Below are 17,000 nucleotides of genomic sequence, written 5' to 3' on the forward strand. Positions count from 1 at the left end.
AAGCAGATGCGCTACCAATTGCGCCACGCCCCCGCGGTGCTTTACTAGTCTATAACACCTTTTGTGGCTTCACCAAATCCTCAGGCGTATTTTTTTAGTTAGACCCATCACACCTCTGAGGGGCTTAGGTAATCACCTCACCCGGCACTGTCGCCTCCCGTTTCGTTAGAGCCTGCAAGGGACCACTCACTTCCTGCAGATATTTACGAACCGCAGTGCGTTGTGCCTCCTTCGCAGACTCCTCCTTCGACTCAGGAGCCGTGAAACCCAGCTTGAGTCCATCCCACTGACTCGCCGACGGATATTTCTCACGAGCATTCCACACCAGCGAGAACGACGCCAAGGTGTTCAGTTCCTTCTTCGTCGCAGCCTTCGACAGCACATCAGAAACCGTTGCCACGCGCGAAGACTCGGCAACACTCACCGAAATCTTCGACTGCGCACCCGAGGGCAGGCTCAGCGCCTTCTCCGGAGCCAACTGAATATTCAGGTGAATCTGCTGCACCCGCTCGTTCTTCAAATCCAGCTCAGCCAGAGTACGGAAACGCTTCATCAGGGATTCATAGTTCTCATCAATCACCACAGCATTCAGGCGCAGCTCATCCGCCAGCAGACCCACCTGGGCGTAGCTCGCATTAGTTCCCAACGCCGCGTTAGCGGTCAGCACCTTCAGCCACTGCTCTTCGTTTAGGATTGCCGATTCATTCACACGCAGCGGGCTCACCGGCTCATCCGTCACCGTATTGGCAACATTCTGCGGATCATTCGCCAAGTCCACACCGCCATAGGTGACGCTCAGCCGATGCAGAGAACCGTAGACAGACAGGTTCGTCAGCGCTGTAGCAGCCGCCGCCAAATCGGCCTGTGCCGCCTCGGTGAGGGAGAAAGAACCCACCAGGCGCAGATCCTGTTCACGACGCCCCTGACCCACATAAATACGCCCCAGCGACTCAATCTTCAGGTAGCGGGTATCGATATTTTCACGCACCAGACGCTCACGACGCGCCAACAGCTTCTCCGTTGAAACCACCACCGCTGCATCCTCGCCCAGCACACCGGTGGCGGCAATCTGCGGCATTGCGGCAAGCACCCCGGCGGCGGCGACCACGCCGCCGGTCAGAAGCAGGGAACGGCGGGGCATCACGAGGCGGCGCGCCTGCCCAGCAATAGACTCTTTAGCGGCATCTACGCGGGTAGAGGGGGTCTGAGCAACAGCGTCCTCAGCGGCAACGGATGCCGCCTCAGAAAAGCCTTGAGAGGCTCCCGGGGTAGAAGTATCAAGAATGTGAGAGTTCTCGGGTTCAAGGGTAGGTGAAGAAGACACAGATTCTCCAGATTGAGGGCGAGCGTAAAGCCCACCAGCGGTTTGAGGGGAGTGAAGTCCCTCTAGAATACCGCTCGCGCCCTTGCACCTGCTGAAGAATCGCGGCGCATCAATCACAAGGGCATAAAGAAAACCTATGGGGTGGACTCAGTCCACCCCATAGGTCACAAACTTCATGAGAGTTCTCAGATCTCACCGCAGGCTGTTTAGTCGTCCTGCGCAGCCGTAGCGTTCGGAGCCGGAATATTAGCCGACTCAGCAGCCAACTCAGCGATACGGATTTCGCCGGTCGTCGGATCATCGTAGGTCACGTACTCGGTACCGCCAGCCGTAGGCTCAGCGTCCTCGTTCACGTGATTCTCCGCAATCAGGAAGCCGTGCGCACCAAGAATCTTAGCGACGCGGTCAATATCCTGCGGGGTCGGGGTATGATCCACCACTCGACGAATGTACTCGTTAATGCGCTGGTCACTCACGTACGCCTCACCACGGGCAGCACGGGACTGCATGAGCTGGCGAACAACTTCCTGCAGCTGCTCATCGGTCAGACGCATCTTCAAAATAGCCATCACTGCCGCACGGTCCTGCACCGGAACATCCTTGGGATACCCGACGCTCAGCCAGTCGATTACTCGAGAGATCATGCTCTTATCAGGCATCGAGTCCCTCCTTCGAAGCAGTCATTATATGCAATTTAGTGTTCACGGGATTAGTGGCCTCCACCGGTTACGCCGAAGATATTCCAGCCGAAAGTGTGGTCGATAAAGTCCTTAGCGACCCAGAGAATACCGATGATTACGATTGCTACGATAATAGCAAAAATGCAAGACGCGGCAATCTTCGCCACCGTTCCCGGAGGCTCAATTTCAACGAGCTTACCGTCCGCAGTGTACTCGGTACGGCCAGCCAGCAGACGCAGACCCAACGCATACAGCACCGGAAGGCCCGCGCCGAAGAACAGACCGGCGATGAGCACCGGAATGACCTTATCCAGAATGTCAATCACGTATTGCATGGCTACGAACCTGCCTTCTCAGTAGCAAGAGTCTGAGCTTCTGGGGAGACTTCAGCGCTGGTGACTGCAGCGCCTTCCTTTTCATCCCAGTCGCCAGTCACGTTCGAAGCGTCAATGTTGTCCTTCTGGGAATGACGCCACATCAGGAAGCAGAAGATAATCAGCAACGCGAACACGGTCATTTCGCCAACAAACTGAGTACCGGTCAGAGTATTCAGACCGTGACCAATCAACCAGGTCAGCGCACCCACAATAGCGGCAGCCGGCAGAGTAATCAGCCAAGCAACCACCATACGGCCAGCAACGTACCAGCGAACCTCAGCACCCTTACGACCCAGGCCACTACCCAGAATCGAGCCGGACGCCACGTGAGTGGTCGACAGAGCCATACCGAAGTGGGAAGAGGTCAGAATAATCGCAGCGGATGCACCATCAGCGGCAACGCCCTGCGGGGTGTCAACCTCAACGATGCCCTTACCGAGGGTGCGGATAATACGCCAACCACCCAGGTAAGTACCCAGCGCAATAGCAAGCGCGCAGGAAGCCTTCACCCAGAAGGGAATCGCGTCATCGTTGCTCAGGGTGCCCGAAGCAACCAGAGCCAGGAAGATCACGCCCATGGTCTTCTGTGCATCGTTAGTACCGTGCGCCAGAGACATCAGGGATGCGGTCGCAACCTGTCCCTTACGGAAGCCACCGTGCTTACGATCATCAGCCACCGGGGCAGCAATACGGTAGACCAACCAAGTGCCGGTTGCCGCCACGATAGCTGCGATGACGGGGGAGAGGACCGCGGGAACAATAATCTTGGACAGAACGCCCATCCACTGCACGCCGTCAAAGCCGATCGCGACAATAGCCGAACCAATCAGGCCACCGAACAGAGCGTGCGACGAGGAGGAGGGAAGACCCAGAAGCCAGGTCAAAACGTTCCAGAGGATGCCGCCAACCAGGCCGGTAAAGACGATGAGCATCAGCGCCGAACCGTCCGTTGTTACATCGATACGATCCAGGTTCACGATGCCACTACCGACCGAGCGTGCCACCTCAACAGAGAGGAACGCGCCGACAAGGTTCAGAGACGCAGACAGCGCCACGGCGGTCTTAGGCTTCAGTGCACCGGTTGCAATGGAGGTTGCCATCGCGTTACCGGTGTCGTGGAAGCCATTCGTAAAGTCGAAGGCGAGCGCGGTAAGCACCACGATCACGAGAATAATGAGTTCTGTAGTCACAAGAAAATTATCTGTCGGTTTTCGCGAAATCTAAAGTATTCCGAATTAACACGAAATAACAGATAAACCCACGGTATTGAGCGGGTTTTTATGAGGGTTTTACTATAGAGCCCATATTTCAACAGTAAAAACGCTGACATTCCGCAGTAAAATAGGTGCACCCGACAGAATACTTAAGTTGTTTTATGTGGCTTAAGCGTAGGCGTGGGGGAGAGGGGCGATTATATCCATCGATAGGCTAAAGTGTGTTCACCAAGTGTTCACTTTCAGGAACCTCCCAGCTTTCTTTTTGTGACACACCTTTATTATTCAGACCTCATTTGGGTCACCAAGCTACCCGCACCGGATACTCCTGTGGGTTTTACAGAGCTGGGGTTACAGTACTGGGGCTTCGGCGGAGCAAGTTCTCTGCGGCAGCGGGTTTTCTGTAGCGGCGCACGCTTCAGCATCGAAAAGGAACAACCCCGGCCACCAGTCCGCAGCACACGCAACACACTAGCTTCACGAGGCACCCATACCGGATCCCCTGATTCGCATCAGCAGACATAACAAAAGACCCCGTATCTTTTAATACGGGGTCTATTTCAAAAATAAACCGGCGATGACCTACTCTCCCACACCCTCAAAAGTGCAGTACCATCGGCGCGAAGAGTCTTAGCTTCTGGGTTCGGAATGGAGCCAGGCGTTTCCCTCTTGCTATAATCACCGGAAAGTGGAGGCGAGGGGACTCGAACCCCTAACCCTCTGCTTGCAAAGCAGATGCGCTACCAATTGCGCCACGCCCCCGTCTCAGCGGAAACCACTGTTTAGTTATTTTTCCAAGCCTTTACGACTTCATTGCTCTGGTACTTTTTCAGAACCATCACAGTGACAAACGAAAGAACAGCAACAATCAATAATTTCTTCATTATTGCCTTTCATAATGTGGAGTGGGCGTACCAAGAATCGAACTTGGGACCTCTTCGTTATCAGCGAAGCGCTCTAACCGTCTGAGCTATACGCCCTCCCTCTGCGGAATTTCTTCCGTAGAACGAGATATAACTATACAGGTGTTTGAGGGTAACACCAAATCAAAAAAGCATGTTCTGCATCACACTTTAATATTGGGGGTTCCCGCGCATACAGAGTGGGGTATGCAGAACGGGCGGCACCGCCTCCACCAGAGACAGCACCGCCCGCACACAAAGCTCAAAAGCTACAAACTAGGACTCATCGCTCAGAGTCAAGGTCACGCCACCAACCAGCTTCGCAGCCAGGTTGTACAGAATCGCGCCAATCATACCCAGCAGAGTAAAGACCACAGTGTTGACCACAGCAAAAATAGTAGTCACCAAAGCAACCTGACCCAGCGAAATCATCTGCGAAATATCCACAGTGGTCGAACCGGTACCCAGCGAGCTAATCAGCTGGTTCACACCGGTAAACGCGCCAGAAGCCTGCAGGAACAGCCACAGAATCACCGAAGCCACCACAGTCACAATGCCCAAAGCAATAGACAGCAGGAAGATCAGCTTAGCCACCGACCAAGTATCAACCTTCTGAACCACCAGACGCGCGCGACGAATCTTAGAACGCGGCGCCGGACGCACCAGCTGACGGCGGGAACCGGTCGGACGCTTAGCGTTTACAGGGCGTTTGCCGGCAGGACGCTTAGCGGTACCGCCAGGACGAGCCTGGCCCGAACGCGCCTGAGCCGGGCGACGCGCGCCAGCCTTAGCCGCACCCGAAGACTTAGATGCGCCAGCCGACGCCGAACGCTGTGCCGACGCAGGAGAGGAGCTCGCGGGAGTGCTGCTCATTAGTTACCTCCAGTAGCGGTGAGATCGGCAGCCGCCGCTTCACCCTCGTTGTCCGTACCGGGCGCCTCAGAAGACTCCGAAGCCTCGGTGTTCTCAGTGGTTTCATCGTCGCTATCATCCAGCTGACGATCCTGGTTGCGCGCAACACCAATAATAGAATCGCCCTTACCGGGCTTTGCAAAGATAACACCCATAGTATCGCGTCCCTTCGCGGGAACCTCATTCACATTCGAACGAACGACCTTGCCGCTAGCCATAACCACCAGCACCTCGTCCTCTTCATCCACAATGAGGCCACCGACCAGGGCGCCACGATCCTCAACTAGCTTAGCAACCTTAATGCCAAAACCGTTACGGCCCTGCACGCGGTACTCATCCACGCTCGTACGCTTCGCGTAACCACCCTCAGTGACCACGAAGACGAAAGAGCCCTCAGTGACCACATTCGCAGAAATCAGCTCGTCGCCCTCACGGAATTTCATACCGGTCACACCGGAAGTGGAGCGACCCATCGGGCGCAGCGACGCATCATCAGCGTGGAAGCGCAGCGACATACCGTTACGCGACACGAGCAGAATATCGTCCTGAGCCGACACGGTGAACGCCGAAACAACCTCATCGCCCTCACGCAGGTTAATCGCAATCAGGCCGGCAGTACGGTTCGTATCGTAATCGCTCAGGCGGCTCTTCTTCACCATGCCACCGCGAGTAGCAAGGACCAAGTACTCAGCATCCTCGTAGCTCTTCAGCTCCATGACCTGAGCAATATGCTCGCCGCCCTGGAACTCCAGCAGGTTCGCAATGTGCTGACCCTTCGCGTCACGACCGGCTTCCTGCAGCTCGTAACCCTTCGCACGGTACACGCGACCCAGATTCGTGAAGAAAAGAATCCAGCTGTGCGTGGTCGTCACAAAGAAGTGCTCCACCACATCGTCACCGCGCAGGGAGGCACCCTTAATGCCCTTACCGCCGCGGTGCTGGCTACGGTACTGATCACTGCGGGTGCGCTTAATGTAGCCGCCGCGAGTAATCGTAACCACGACCTCTTCCTCGGGAATGAGGTCTTCCATGGACATATCGCCGTTGTAGCCGTACATAATCTGGGTGCGACGCTCATCGCCGTAGCGGTTCACAATCTCGCCCAGCTCCTCAGAGATAATCTCGCGCTGGCGAGTCTCCGAAGCAATAATCGCGTTGTACTCAGCGATCATGCGCATCAGCTCATCGTGGCGATCCTGAATCTTCTGACGCTCCAAAGCAGCCAGACGACGCAGCTGCATGTTCAGAATAGCCTGCGCCTGAGCCTCATCAATCTGCAGGAACTCCATCAGGCCGCTACGCGCCTCATCAGCGGTGGGGGAGCGGCGAATCAGGGCAATAACCTCATCCAGAGCGTCCAGAGCCTTCAGCAGGCCACGCAGGATGTGCGCCTCTTCCTCCGCCTGACGCAGACGGTAACGGGTACGACGAACGATAACGTCCATCTGGTGATCCACCCAGTGACGCACAAACGCATCCAGGGACAGGGTACGCGGCACGCCATCCACAATGGCGAGCATATTCGCCGAGAAGTTCTCCTGCAGCTGGGTGTGCTTGTACAGGTTGTTCAGCACAACCTTCGGGGAAGCATCACGCTTGAGCACAATCACCAGACGCTGACCGGTACGACCCGACGTCTCATCGCGCAGATCCGCAATGCCGGTAACCTTACCGTCCTTGATGAGCTCAGCAATCTTAATCGCCAGGTTATCCGGGTTCGCCTGGTACGGCAGCTCAGTGACCACCAGGCAGGTACGACCGTGGATTTCTTCCACGTTGACCACCGCGCGCATGGTGATGGAGCCACGACCGGTGCGGTACGCATCCTCAATGCCCTTGGTGCCCAGAATCTGTGCGCCGGTGGGGAAGTCGGGGCCCTTAATGCGCGCCATCAGCGCGTTCAGCAGCTCCTCATTGGTGGCGTGCGGGTTCTTCAGGAACCACTCCACACCCTCGGCAACCTCACGCAGGTTATGCGGCGGGATATTGGTCGCCATACCCACAGCAATACCTGAAGAACCGTTGACCAGCAGGTTCGGGATGCGCGCGGGCAGAACGGTAGGCTCCAGGGACTTGCCGTCGTAGTTGGGCTGGAAATCAACGGTGTCTTCGTTGATGTCACGCACCATCTCAAGGGCAATGGGAGCCATCTTGGTCTCGGTGTATCGAGGCGCTGCAGCACCGTCGTTACCGGGGGAGCCGAAGTTACCCTGACCCAGAGCCAGCGGGTAACGCATAATCCAGCTCTGAATCAGGCGCACCAGAGTGTCGTAGATAGCGCTATCGCCGTGGGGGTGGAACTGACCCATCACGTCGCCGACCACGCGGGCGCACTTATTGAAGGATCGGTCCGGGCGGTAGCCGCCGTCGTACATCGCGTAGATCACGCGGCGGTGCACGGGCTTGAGGCCGTCACGCACATCCGGCAGGGCGCGGCCAATAATAACCGCCATTGCGTAGTCCAGGTAGGAACGCTGCATTTCGGTCTGCAGGTCCACCTGTTCAATGTGACCGTGGTGGTCTACGCTTTCAGCGCTACCATTGCCGACGACGTCAGCTTTGGTAGTCTCATTCTGGTGTTCTTCGCTCATAACTTTCTCATTACTTCATATCTCGATCAACATATGCCCCAGTCTGCATATTGCCTATGAGGCATATGCCGTTTCGGGCTAGATATCGAGGAATCGAATGTCCTTTGCGTTCTGCTGGATAAACTCACGGCGAGCCTCAACGTCCTCGCCCATCAGAACAGAGAAGATCTGATCAGCCGCCGCTGCGTCTTCCATCTTCACCTGCAGCAGGGTGCGGCGAGCCGGGTCCATGGTGGTATCCCACAGCTCGGTGTAGTCCATCTCGCCCAGACCCTTGTAACGCTGAATACCGTTATCCTTGGGCAGGCGCAGGTTCTTTGCCGCGCCACGAGCCAAAGCCTCATCACGTTCAGCATCCGAGTACACGTAGTCGTGCGGAGCGTTCGACCACTTGATGCGGTACAGCGGCGGCTGAGCCAGGTACACATAACCCGCCTCAATCAGCGGACGCATAAAGCGGAAGAGCAAAGTCAGCAGCAGGGTCGTAATGTGCTGGCCGTCGACGTCCGCATCCGCCATCAGAACGATCTTGTGGTAGCGTGCCTTCTCAATATCGAAGTCATCACCAATGCCGGTACCGAAAGCGGTAATCATCGCCTGAATTTCAGCGTTGGACAGGGCACGGTCCAGGCGAGCGCGCTCAACGTTCAGGATCTTACCGCGCAGCGGCAGAATAGCCTGAGTGTTCGGGTCACGGCCCTGAACAGCCGAACCACCCGCGGAGTCACCCTCCACCAGGTAAATCTCAGAGATCGACGGATCCTTCGAGGAGCAGTCCTTGAGCTTACCGGGCATGGAGCTGGTCTCCAGCAGGCCCTTACGGCGGGTCGTCTCGCGTGCCTTACGGGCTGCAATACGCGCCTGAGCGGCGGTGATTGCGCGGCGCACAATATCCTTCGCCACCGCGGGGTTACGACCGAACCAGTCACCGAGGTGATCGTTCACCTCACGCTGGGTGAAGGACTTAGCCTCCGAGTTACCCAGCTTGGTCTTGGTCTGACCCTCGAACTGCGGCTCGGAAATCTTAATCGAAATCACCGCGGTCAGGCCCTCACGCACGTCTTCACCGGTGAGGTTATCGTCCTTATCGCGCAGCAGCTTGTTCTCACGCGCGTAACGGTTCACCAGCGAGGTCAGAGCGGCACGGAAACCCTCTTCGTGAGTACCGCCCTCGTGGGTGTTAATCGTGTTCGCGTAGGAGTAGACGGACTCCTTGTAGGCGCCGGTCCACTGCATCGCCACTTCCAGGCTCATATTGCGCTCGGTGTCTTCGGCTTCGAAGGAGACAATCTCCTCGTTCACGATGGTTTTCGCGCCTGCATTGAGGAAGTGTACGTAGTCGAACAGACCGTTGTCGTAACGGTAGGTGACGGTCGTGAAACCATCAGTGTTCGCGCGCACGCGGTTGAGGATGTTTTCCTTCTTCTCGCTCTCTTCAGCAACCTCGTCACCGACGAACTTCTCGCGCTCATCGGTCAGAGTGATGGTCAGGCCCTTGTTCAGGAACGCCATCTGCTGGAAACGCGCACGCAGAGTCTCAAAGTCGAACTCGACGGTCTCGAAAATCTCCGGGTCCGGGTAGAAAGTCTGGATAGTGCCGGTCTTATCGGAGGGCTCACCCTTACGCAGGGGACCGTCCGGCACACCACCGTTGGAGAAAGAAATATGCCATGCGTAGCCCTGACGGTGCACTTCAGTAATCACGCGGGTAGACAGCGCGTTCACCACGGAGATACCCACGCCGTGCAGACCACCGGAAACGGAGTAGCCGCCGCCGCCAAACTTACCGCCAGCGTGCAGCACGGTCATAACAACCTCAACGGTGGACTTGTGCTCGGTGGGGTGCTCATCCACGGGAATACCGCGGCCGTCGTCCTCCACGCGAACAGCGCCGTCAGCCTGAATGGTCACGTCAATTTTGGAGGCGTAACCGGCGAGCGCTTCGTCGACCGAGTTATCTACGACCTCGTAGACCAGGTGGTGCAGACCGCGCTCAGTGGTCGAGCCAATGTACATGCCGGGGCGCTTGCGAACCGCTTCCAGACCTTCCAGCACGGTAATATCGGATGCACCGTATTCATGCTGCTGTTCAGATGCATTCTGTTCAGATGCCACGAGGCAGAACTCCTTGAGTAGATGATGCAACCGGCGAAGAAGAACTGCGGGCAGCCCAGAGGGGAGCCTAGAACGCCTCACAGGGGGCACAAGAAAGTGCCTGCACAACCCGCGTTGCCGGTGGTGCCCATAGGTGGGCACACTTTACGCATTGTCTCTTTTATTTTACCGAGCAAGAGAGCATAAAACCATCTACATGCGTCACATATTGAGCTTTTTTGGGCACTACCACCCGCTCAAAAGCCCGCAAAGGCGGTTTAGAGTGCTTCAACCCCCTCTCGAGGTAGGGGGTACAGTTCACAACCTCGTGGGGGTTGCCGGCGCTTCTATAGCTTTCATAGCGTGCAGAAAAAGGCTTATTTTGACCTAACACCGTTCAATCAGAAGGTGAACGAGCACCAGAGGCACCCAGAAGCCTACCCGTAGGTGTCGCGTACACCGCGCATGCCGGTGGCGCGCCGATAGCCTCGCTGATTCCAGCGTCCGTTGTTCGGGCCCAGCACGCGAACCTGAGCTACAACACCATCACCCAGTTCGCGGCGGAAAAGTTCAATGAGGTGCCCGTGCATCAGGCGTAGCTGAGTCGTCCAGGCGGTAGAGTCGCACTGGACTTCAACAATGGAGTTTTCGAAGCTGATGGGGCGGGTGTGCGCCGCGATTTCAGGACCCACGAGCTCAGCCCAGCGAGCCAGCACGCTAGAGACTGCCACGGGCTCTTTCCAGCCGCGAGAACGAATCAGGGCACTGACAATGCCGCCGAGGGGTTTGGGGTCGCGAGAGCTCTCTCCGGGGCCGCTATAGCCACCCATGACGCGGGGGTCCCACCCCTGCGCTCGCCGTGATTTCTTCTTCGAGGCGGTTCCAGACATCACCGCACCAAAATCGCGCATGATTTTATTCGCCGAGAAGGCATTCAGAGGCGCCTCGCCGCGTTCTTGAGCCGCCACTCGCATACGGGTTAGCAGGGCGGAGGGGGCATCCACCTCGTCACGGTAGAACTCACCCACGCCGTCAACCTCGCGCGAGTTGCGAGTCTCCACAAACTGCGATTCCGCGAATTCATCGAATGTTTCACGTGAAACGTGGTTTTGGGGGCGGGCGGGGTTATTCATCGCCGTCATCCTCCGCGAGCGCAGAAGCGGTCGAGTTCGGTTGCTCCGCTGAGTCGGCGGTGGGCTGCACATACTCGGCGTGCCCCGCGGTCACCGACACCAGGCGGTAGTCGCCCAGCTCCTCCGGAATATCGCTGAGTACCGCGCAGGTAATCAGCACCTGTTCCGCGTCGGCAACCATCGCGCCCAGGCGGTGGCGGCGCGCAGAATCAAGCTCCGCAAACACATCATCAAGAATCAGAATCGGCGAAGAACCCACCGAGGAGTCATCCTCAACATGCACAAACCAGGACGCCAGCTTCAGCGCCAGAGCAAAAGACCAGCTCTCGCCGTGCGAGGCAAAATACTTCACCGGCATGCCACCGAGCAGCAGGGTAATATCCTCACGGTGCGGACCCACCAGGGTCACGCCACGCTCAATCTCATCGCGTCGACGCTCCGCAAAACCACGCATCAAAGCCTCCTTGAGGTCCTCAATGCGCATCAGCGCCGCATGCTCGATCGAGCGCTCGCCCATGCTCGAAAAAACAGTCGACTCATAATTGAAACCGACCTCTTTAGAGCCGTCCGTCAGCCCCGCGTAGGCACGGCGAAGCTGCGGCAAAAAACGCTGCAACAGACGAAAACGCGCAGAAAGCAGCTGAGCACCCAGAGTCGACAGCTGCTCATCCCATACCGAGAGCGTGCTCAAGGCGTTCTCGTCCCGCGACTTACGCTGCATGGATTTCAGTAGCGAATTACGCTGCCGCAAAATCCGCTCATACTCGCTACGGTACCCGGAGACCACCGGACGCAAAGAGCTTGCCAAATCGTCCACAAAACGACGACGACCCGCCGGGTCCCCCTTCACCAGTTGCAGATCCTCCGGGGAGAACAGCACCGTGCGGGCAATACCCAGCGCTTCCTTGGCACGCACCGGCGCGGCACGATTAATGCGCACCCGGTTACTCTGCCCCGGAGCAATCTCAAACTCGGTCACCGTCTGTTGCGAACCGCGCACCGTACGGGTGCGAATATAGGCGCGTGAAGCACCCGCTCGCACCAGCGGCCCGTCATGGCTCACGCGGTGCGAAGACAGCGACGCCGCATAGTCAATCGCCTCAACAATATTGGTTTTCCCCACACCATTAGAGCCCAGAAACACCGTAACTCCCGCCGAAAGAGGCAGGCTCAGCAGAGCGTAGGTGCGGTAATCCAACAACGAAATATGGTCGATATACACCGGAAGCTCCTTTCACGGGGTTTCATACGCGGGTTCTTAGCTGGGGGTTCTTATTTTAGGGGGCTTCACGGCACCGGACTGAAGGGCACAGTGAGAGGTCACAACACTAGGTTTTTCCGCGCGAATGGACACAGAAAAACAGCGCAACCCCGCACATACCCACGATGCATAGGGCACCGAAAGACGTGCGGGGCGGCAAACACTGAAACTAGTTCGACGGCAGGCGAACCGGCATCAGCAGGTAACGGTAGTTGCGGTCATCCTCAGCCAGAGGCTCGTCCTGACCGGAAATCACGGCGGGCTTCGGCGCATCGGTGAAGGAGAAACGAACGAACTCTGTACCGAAAACCTTCAAACCGTCCGAGAGGTAAGCGGGGTTGTACGCAACGGTGATGTCATCACCGGACAGGTGCGCCTGCAGAGTCTCGGAAGCCTGAGCTTCATCACCGCGGCCGGCATCAATAGCAACCGAACCCTGAGTGAACTTCAGACGCAGGGGAGTGTTGCGCTCCGCCACGAGGGAGATACGGCGAGCAGCCTCAGCCAGGTCGGAGGTGCGAACCACCGCGTGAATCGGGGTCTGCTCGGGGAACAGCGCACGGATGTTGGGGTAGTCGCCATCCATCAGAACGCTGGTGGTGCGGCGGGTACCCGCTGCGAAGCCGATCAGCTCGCCCGCTGCGGGCAGGGCGATAGACAGATCGCCGGAACCGGAGAGGGTGCTACCAACCTCAGAGACGGTCTTAGCCTTCAGTAGCACAGCCGCCTGAACGTCAGGGTTGGTCGGGTTCCACTTGATTTCGCGCATTGCCAGGCGGTAGCGGTCGGTGGCGAGCAGGGTCATGGTGTCGCCATTGATTTCTACGCGGATACCGGTCAGCAGCGGCAGGGTCTCATCCTTGGATACCGCAATCTGAACCTGCTTGACGGCTTCAGCGAATTCGGCGCCGTCCACGGTACCGGAAATTTCGGGAAGCTCGGGAAGCTCGGGGTAGTCCACGACCGGCATACCAGCCAGCTGGAAATTAGCGGAACGGCAGTGAATACGGATCACGGACTCATCTGCGGTGAACTCGACAGGTGCGTTCGGCAGGGAGCGGCAAATCTCTGCCAGGATCTTGCCTGGAACCAGGCACACGCCTTCTGCTTCAACATCGGCTGCAATGACCTGGCGGGCGCTGGTCTCGTGATCGAAGCTTGCGATGCTGACCTCACCTGCGGAGGCGGTAATCAGCAGACCGTTGAGTACGGGGGAAGTGGGACGCAGCGGAAGTGAGCGTGCCGTCCAGCCGACTGCTTCGGCAAGGACATCGCGTTCAACGGTGAATTTCATCGAGAAGGCGCCTTTCACGGAATTAGAGAGTAGTTTTTGGGCGCACGTAAAGCTTTGGGCGATAGAGCCGGAAATACCGCGTGCTCTGATGCGCAGTGAATCTTCCGCGCGCGCGTCTATCCATCCTACCGGATTTTGTAATTACACAGAGACTCGAAGGTCGATCCTGCAGCGAAAAATTGGGTGAGATGAGGCATGTAGTGCCGTTGTATTTTTGTAATTACAAAGATAGGCGGAAGGTGTAGCAAATCCAGTCGAAAACAGGTTCGAATTAGGTGATGGTTCGGTGTTGGTTCCTTCTTCAAACCCAACTCCAGAGATAGCATGCAGCTATCGATCCAAATCCGCGAAAATCTACATTTTCAATAGGGGCACACAAAAAACCTGAACCAGCTCGGCTGGTCGAGCAGAACTACTTGTTATGGGGAGGATTTTTTCTTTAAGTACAGTAGTATTATTAACGCTTGTGGAAACGGTGGAAAACCCCTTCCTTGCCTGCAATGACGCGGAAGTAGCCTGTGGACATTAAGTGGAAGAATTCAATCAATGCTGAGGATGCATTGTGTATGGATATTTATACATTTCCTCGATTCCACACCTTTTGAATATTCATGCACTTAACGTCCACATGAACGCATGAGTTAAAGCACAGCTTATCCACACCCCGAAAATCCAGAGTTGAGAGTCGCTAAAATCCTCGAATTTAGCCTGAAATCCCCGCCCCGAAGCCTATAAAACACCTAGTCGAGGCGCAAAATAAGCTACGGGACAGGAACAAAAACACGTCTAGCCGGCGGCGCGCTGCTCTTGGCGGATCAAATTCGTCAGTTCAGTCACCTGATTGAAAATCGTCTGACGCTCCGCCATTTGCGCACTCACCTTACGCACCGCGTGCATCACCGTTGTATGGTCGCGGCCGCCCAAATCGTTACCAATACGCGGCAGGGACATCTCGGTCAGCTCACGCAGAAGATACATCGCCACCTGACGCGCATTCGTGAGCGTACGGGTGCGAGACTTCGACTGCATATCCTCAATGGACACATCAAAATACTTCGCCACCGTCGCCAAAACCAGCGCCGACGTAATCTCCGCACCACCGGTGTCAGAGAGCAAATCCTTCAGATAAGTCTCAGCCTCAGCTAGGGTAATGGGCTCCGGCGGCTTCTTCATCGAGGCGGCAGCGCTCGCACGAATCAGAGCGCCCTCCAACTCGCGAATATTGGCCGTGACATGGGAAGCAATGTACTCCATGACGTCATCTCGCACCGGCAAAATCTCGTTCTGAGCTTTCTTCCGCAGAATCGCGATACGAGTCTCCAGCTCCGGAGGCTGCACATCCACATTCAGGCCCGAACCGAAACGTGAACGCATACGCTCAGCGAAACCGGTCAGCTGCTTCGGCGGCAAATCAGAGGTAATCACGATCTGCTTCTGGTGGTTGTACAGGGCGTTAAACGTATGGAAGAACTCCTCCATCGTCGCCTCTTTACCCGCCAAAAACTGGATATCGTCAATCAGCAGAACATCAACATTGCGGTAAATCTGCTTGAACGACGAACCCTCATCATCACGAATCGAGTTAATGAAGTCATTCGTGAACTCCTCAGAATTCACGTAGCGCACCCGCAAATTCGGGTACAGATACTTGGTGTAGTGGCCAATCGCGTGCAGCAGGTGGGTCTTACCCAGACCCGAACCGCCGTAGATGAACAGCGGGTTATAGACAATGCCGGGCTGCTCCGCCACCGCGAAAGCGCTCGCGTGCGCAAAGCGGTTGGACTGACCGATCACGAAGGTGTCGAAGGTGTAGTTCGGGTTCAGTCGGGCAGAGCTATCCCAAGTCGGCACGTTTTCTGGGTCTTCATGCGGATGCACCTGCTGGGCCTCTGGCACCGCCGGGGCGTCCGGAACGAAAGTGGGTGCCGGGTACTCGCGAGGCGCCGGCGCGGGCTGCTGTGCGGAGGGAAATCCGGCACGCTCCGCCTCCAAAGCCTGCAGGGAGGGGCGGGTGACCTGCTCATCGGCGGGCACCTCATAGTGGTCAGGGCCCGGATGCGGCTCTGTGTAGTACTCAAAGGCGCGCGAGCCTGCGGGCACCTCAGGATGTGCAGAAGCCGTCGCTACCGAAGGGATGGACTGATGCTCAACAGGCACCTCGCGCTCACCATGGAAAACGTCCTGACTTGCAGGTTCAACCGGAACCATCGACTCATTCACATCGAAAAGCGCGGTGGTCGACGGACCAAAAGCCTCATGCAGGGCCGCACGGAACGAAGCACTAATCTGCTCCTCGAAGACTGCGCGGGTGAGCTTATTCGGCACCTCAATGATGAGGCGAGAAGAACCCATTAGCCCCTGAGGCTGCGCAAGATTCACGAAACCGCGCTGACGTGCCGTCACTGCCGGATCGGCGGCAAGAATGGAGAGCAGATGCGCCCAGCGCGCCTGAAGGGAGTCGGTCATGGAATTCTTTACTTTCACTCGATGTGAAGCGGTGGCACAGTAAAGAAATTATGCCGGAAACCACCGCGAGGTCATTAAGATTCTACCCGCTTAATACACAGGGAGAGAAAGTTATCCACAAGAGTTTTCCACACGGTGGAAAACTTGTAATTACAGGGGTGGATAAGCGGTGGATTTAAGTGCACAACAGGGTTTCTTCCTTGATATTTAGCGGAAAACTCCAAGAGCTCAAGGATGTGGATAACTCGCCGATAGTAGGAGGTGTGGGTGGGATATACACCGTGGTGGATACCATACCGCCACAAATACCCCCAGGCTTACACTCCAAGAGTATGTAGTGTCTCCACAGCCTGTATACCCGCCTCAATCACCGCCTCCACACCACAAACGAGCCCGGAATCACGCGGAAAAAAGCGTCAAGAACTTGATTTACGCCCTCCACTCTTCTAAAGTTGTGCTGTTGTGTGTGCACCGCCTACTGCGAATAGTTGCGGTACCTCCGTGCACCAAGAAGCGTACGGTTCCGATACCCCTGAGGGCACGAACCGCAAAAATCAAGGAGACAAAGTATGAGCAAGCGTACTTTCCAGCCGAACAACCGCCGTCGCGCTAAGAAGCACGGCTTCCGTCTGCGTATGCGTACCCGTGCAGGCCGCGCGATTCTGTCGAGCCGCCGCGGTAAGGGCCGCGCAAAGCTCTCGGCCTAATCACGGCATATAGTTCGCCCGCCGATGCACACGCATCGGCGGGGG

Annotated in this window: 12 protein-coding genes, 2 tRNA genes and 1 rRNA gene; 1 reads left to right on the forward strand and 14 read right to left on the reverse strand. The window is 56.8% G+C overall.

The features are described from left to right. Positions 1-124 precede the first annotated feature (124 nt). The 14 genes from HMPREF2927_RS00960 to dnaA form a co-directional block, all read right to left on the reverse strand. Positions 125-1,324, reverse strand: a complete 1,200-nt coding sequence (locus HMPREF2927_RS00960; RefSeq protein ID WP_070684766.1) for an acetamidase — start codon at positions 1,322-1,324, stop codon at positions 125-127. Positions 1,325-1,530: 206 nt separating this feature from the next. Further along, on the reverse strand, positions 1,531-1,983 hold the full coding sequence (locus HMPREF2927_RS00965) for a DUF3349 domain-containing protein (protein ID WP_012902638.1): 453 nt from the start codon (positions 1,981-1,983) through the stop codon (positions 1,531-1,533). Positions 1,984-2,033: 50 nt separating this feature from the next. Then, positions 2,034-2,339 (reverse strand): hypothetical protein, encoded by a 306-nt coding sequence (locus HMPREF2927_RS00970; protein ID WP_070684768.1) that lies wholly within the window; start codon positions 2,337-2,339, stop codon positions 2,034-2,036. 2 nt (positions 2,340-2,341) lie between these two features. Then, on the reverse strand, positions 2,342-3,571 hold the full coding sequence (locus HMPREF2927_RS00975; RefSeq protein WP_070684770.1) for an inorganic phosphate transporter: 1,230 nt from the start codon (positions 3,569-3,571) through the stop codon (positions 2,342-2,344). A gap of 593 nt (positions 3,572-4,164) precedes the next feature. Further along, a 5S ribosomal RNA gene (gene rrf, locus HMPREF2927_RS00980) occupies positions 4,165-4,281 on the reverse strand. 3 nt (positions 4,282-4,284) lie between these two features. Beyond that, positions 4,285-4,357: transfer RNA gene (locus HMPREF2927_RS00985), tRNA-Ala, on the reverse strand. 144 nt (positions 4,358-4,501) lie between these two features. Beyond that, positions 4,502-4,575: transfer RNA gene (locus tag HMPREF2927_RS00990), tRNA-Ile, on the reverse strand. Between the two features lie 198 nt (positions 4,576-4,773). After that, positions 4,774-5,370, reverse strand: coding sequence for a DUF3566 domain-containing protein (locus HMPREF2927_RS00995; protein ID WP_005508012.1), 597 nt, complete (start codon positions 5,368-5,370; stop codon positions 4,774-4,776). After that, the gene (gene gyrA, locus HMPREF2927_RS01000; protein WP_070684772.1) at positions 5,370-8,000 is read right to left on the reverse strand and encodes a DNA gyrase subunit A; all 2,631 of its coding nucleotides are present in this window, start codon (positions 7,998-8,000) and stop codon (positions 5,370-5,372) included. The genes HMPREF2927_RS00995 and gyrA overlap by 1 nt, the downstream gene beginning before the upstream one ends. A 78-nt stretch (positions 8,001-8,078) precedes the next feature. Continuing rightward, positions 8,079-10,115, reverse strand: a complete 2,037-nt coding sequence (gene gyrB, locus HMPREF2927_RS01005; protein WP_070684774.1) for a DNA topoisomerase (ATP-hydrolyzing) subunit B — start codon at positions 10,113-10,115, stop codon at positions 8,079-8,081. Positions 10,116-10,531: 416 nt separating this feature from the next. Further along, positions 10,532-11,227 (reverse strand): DciA family protein, encoded by a 696-nt coding sequence (locus HMPREF2927_RS01010; protein WP_070684776.1) that lies wholly within the window; start codon positions 11,225-11,227, stop codon positions 10,532-10,534. Beyond that, positions 11,220-12,449 carry a DNA replication/repair protein RecF gene (gene recF / locus HMPREF2927_RS01015; RefSeq protein ID WP_070684778.1) on the reverse strand — a complete coding sequence of 410 codons (1,230 nt, stop codon included), beginning with the start codon at positions 12,447-12,449 and terminating at the stop codon, positions 11,220-11,222. The genes HMPREF2927_RS01010 and recF overlap by 8 nt, the downstream gene beginning before the upstream one ends. A gap of 208 nt (positions 12,450-12,657) precedes the next feature. Beyond that, positions 12,658-13,782 (reverse strand): DNA polymerase III subunit beta, encoded by a 1,125-nt coding sequence (dnaN, locus tag HMPREF2927_RS01020; RefSeq protein WP_049327445.1) that lies wholly within the window; start codon positions 13,780-13,782, stop codon positions 12,658-12,660. Between the two features lie 786 nt (positions 13,783-14,568). Beyond that, positions 14,569-16,248: a chromosomal replication initiator protein DnaA gene (gene dnaA, locus HMPREF2927_RS01025; RefSeq protein WP_070684780.1), complete on the reverse strand. Its 1,680-nt coding sequence runs from the start codon at positions 16,246-16,248 to the stop codon at positions 14,569-14,571. 569 nt (positions 16,249-16,817) lie between these two features. Between dnaA and rpmH the strand changes: the two genes are divergently transcribed. After that, the gene (gene rpmH / locus HMPREF2927_RS01030) at positions 16,818-16,955 is read left to right on the forward strand and encodes a 50S ribosomal protein L34 (protein WP_005504094.1); all 138 of its coding nucleotides are present in this window, start codon (positions 16,818-16,820) and stop codon (positions 16,953-16,955) included. Positions 16,956-17,000 lie beyond the last annotated feature (45 nt).

This window comes from Rothia sp. HMSC061E04 (assembly GCF_001813685.1).
Lineage (GTDB): Bacteria > Actinomycetota > Actinomycetes > Actinomycetales > Micrococcaceae > Rothia > Rothia mucilaginosa.

What these genes read in the sequence shown, in the direction of transcription:
- HMPREF2927_RS00965 (WP_012902638.1), bottom strand. Translation starts at nt 1,983, where the DNA reads ATGCCTGATAAGAGCATGATCTCTCGAGTAATCGACTGGCTGAGCGTC.
- HMPREF2927_RS00970 (WP_070684768.1), bottom strand. Translation starts at nt 2,339, where the DNA reads ATGCAATACGTGATTGACATTCTGGATAAGGTCATTCCGGTGCTCATC.
- HMPREF2927_RS00995 (WP_005508012.1), bottom strand. Translation starts at nt 5,370, where the DNA reads ATGAGCAGCACTCCCGCGAGCTCCTCTCCTGCGTCGGCACAGCGTTCG.
- gyrA (WP_070684772.1), bottom strand. Translation starts at nt 8,000, where the DNA reads ATGAGCGAAGAACACCAGAATGAGACTACCAAAGCTGACGTCGTCGGC.
- HMPREF2927_RS01010 (WP_070684776.1), bottom strand. Translation starts at nt 11,227, where the DNA reads ATGAATAACCCCGCCCGCCCCCAAAACCACGTTTCACGTGAAACATTC.
- dnaN (WP_049327445.1), bottom strand. Translation starts at nt 13,782, where the DNA reads ATGAAATTCACCGTTGAACGCGATGTCCTTGCCGAAGCAGTCGGCTGG.
- dnaA (WP_070684780.1), bottom strand. Translation starts at nt 16,248, where the DNA reads ATGACCGACTCCCTTCAGGCGCGCTGGGCGCATCTGCTCTCCATTCTT.
- rpmH (WP_005504094.1), top strand. Translation starts at nt 16,818, where the DNA reads ATGAGCAAGCGTACTTTCCAGCCGAACAACCGCCGTCGCGCTAAGAAG.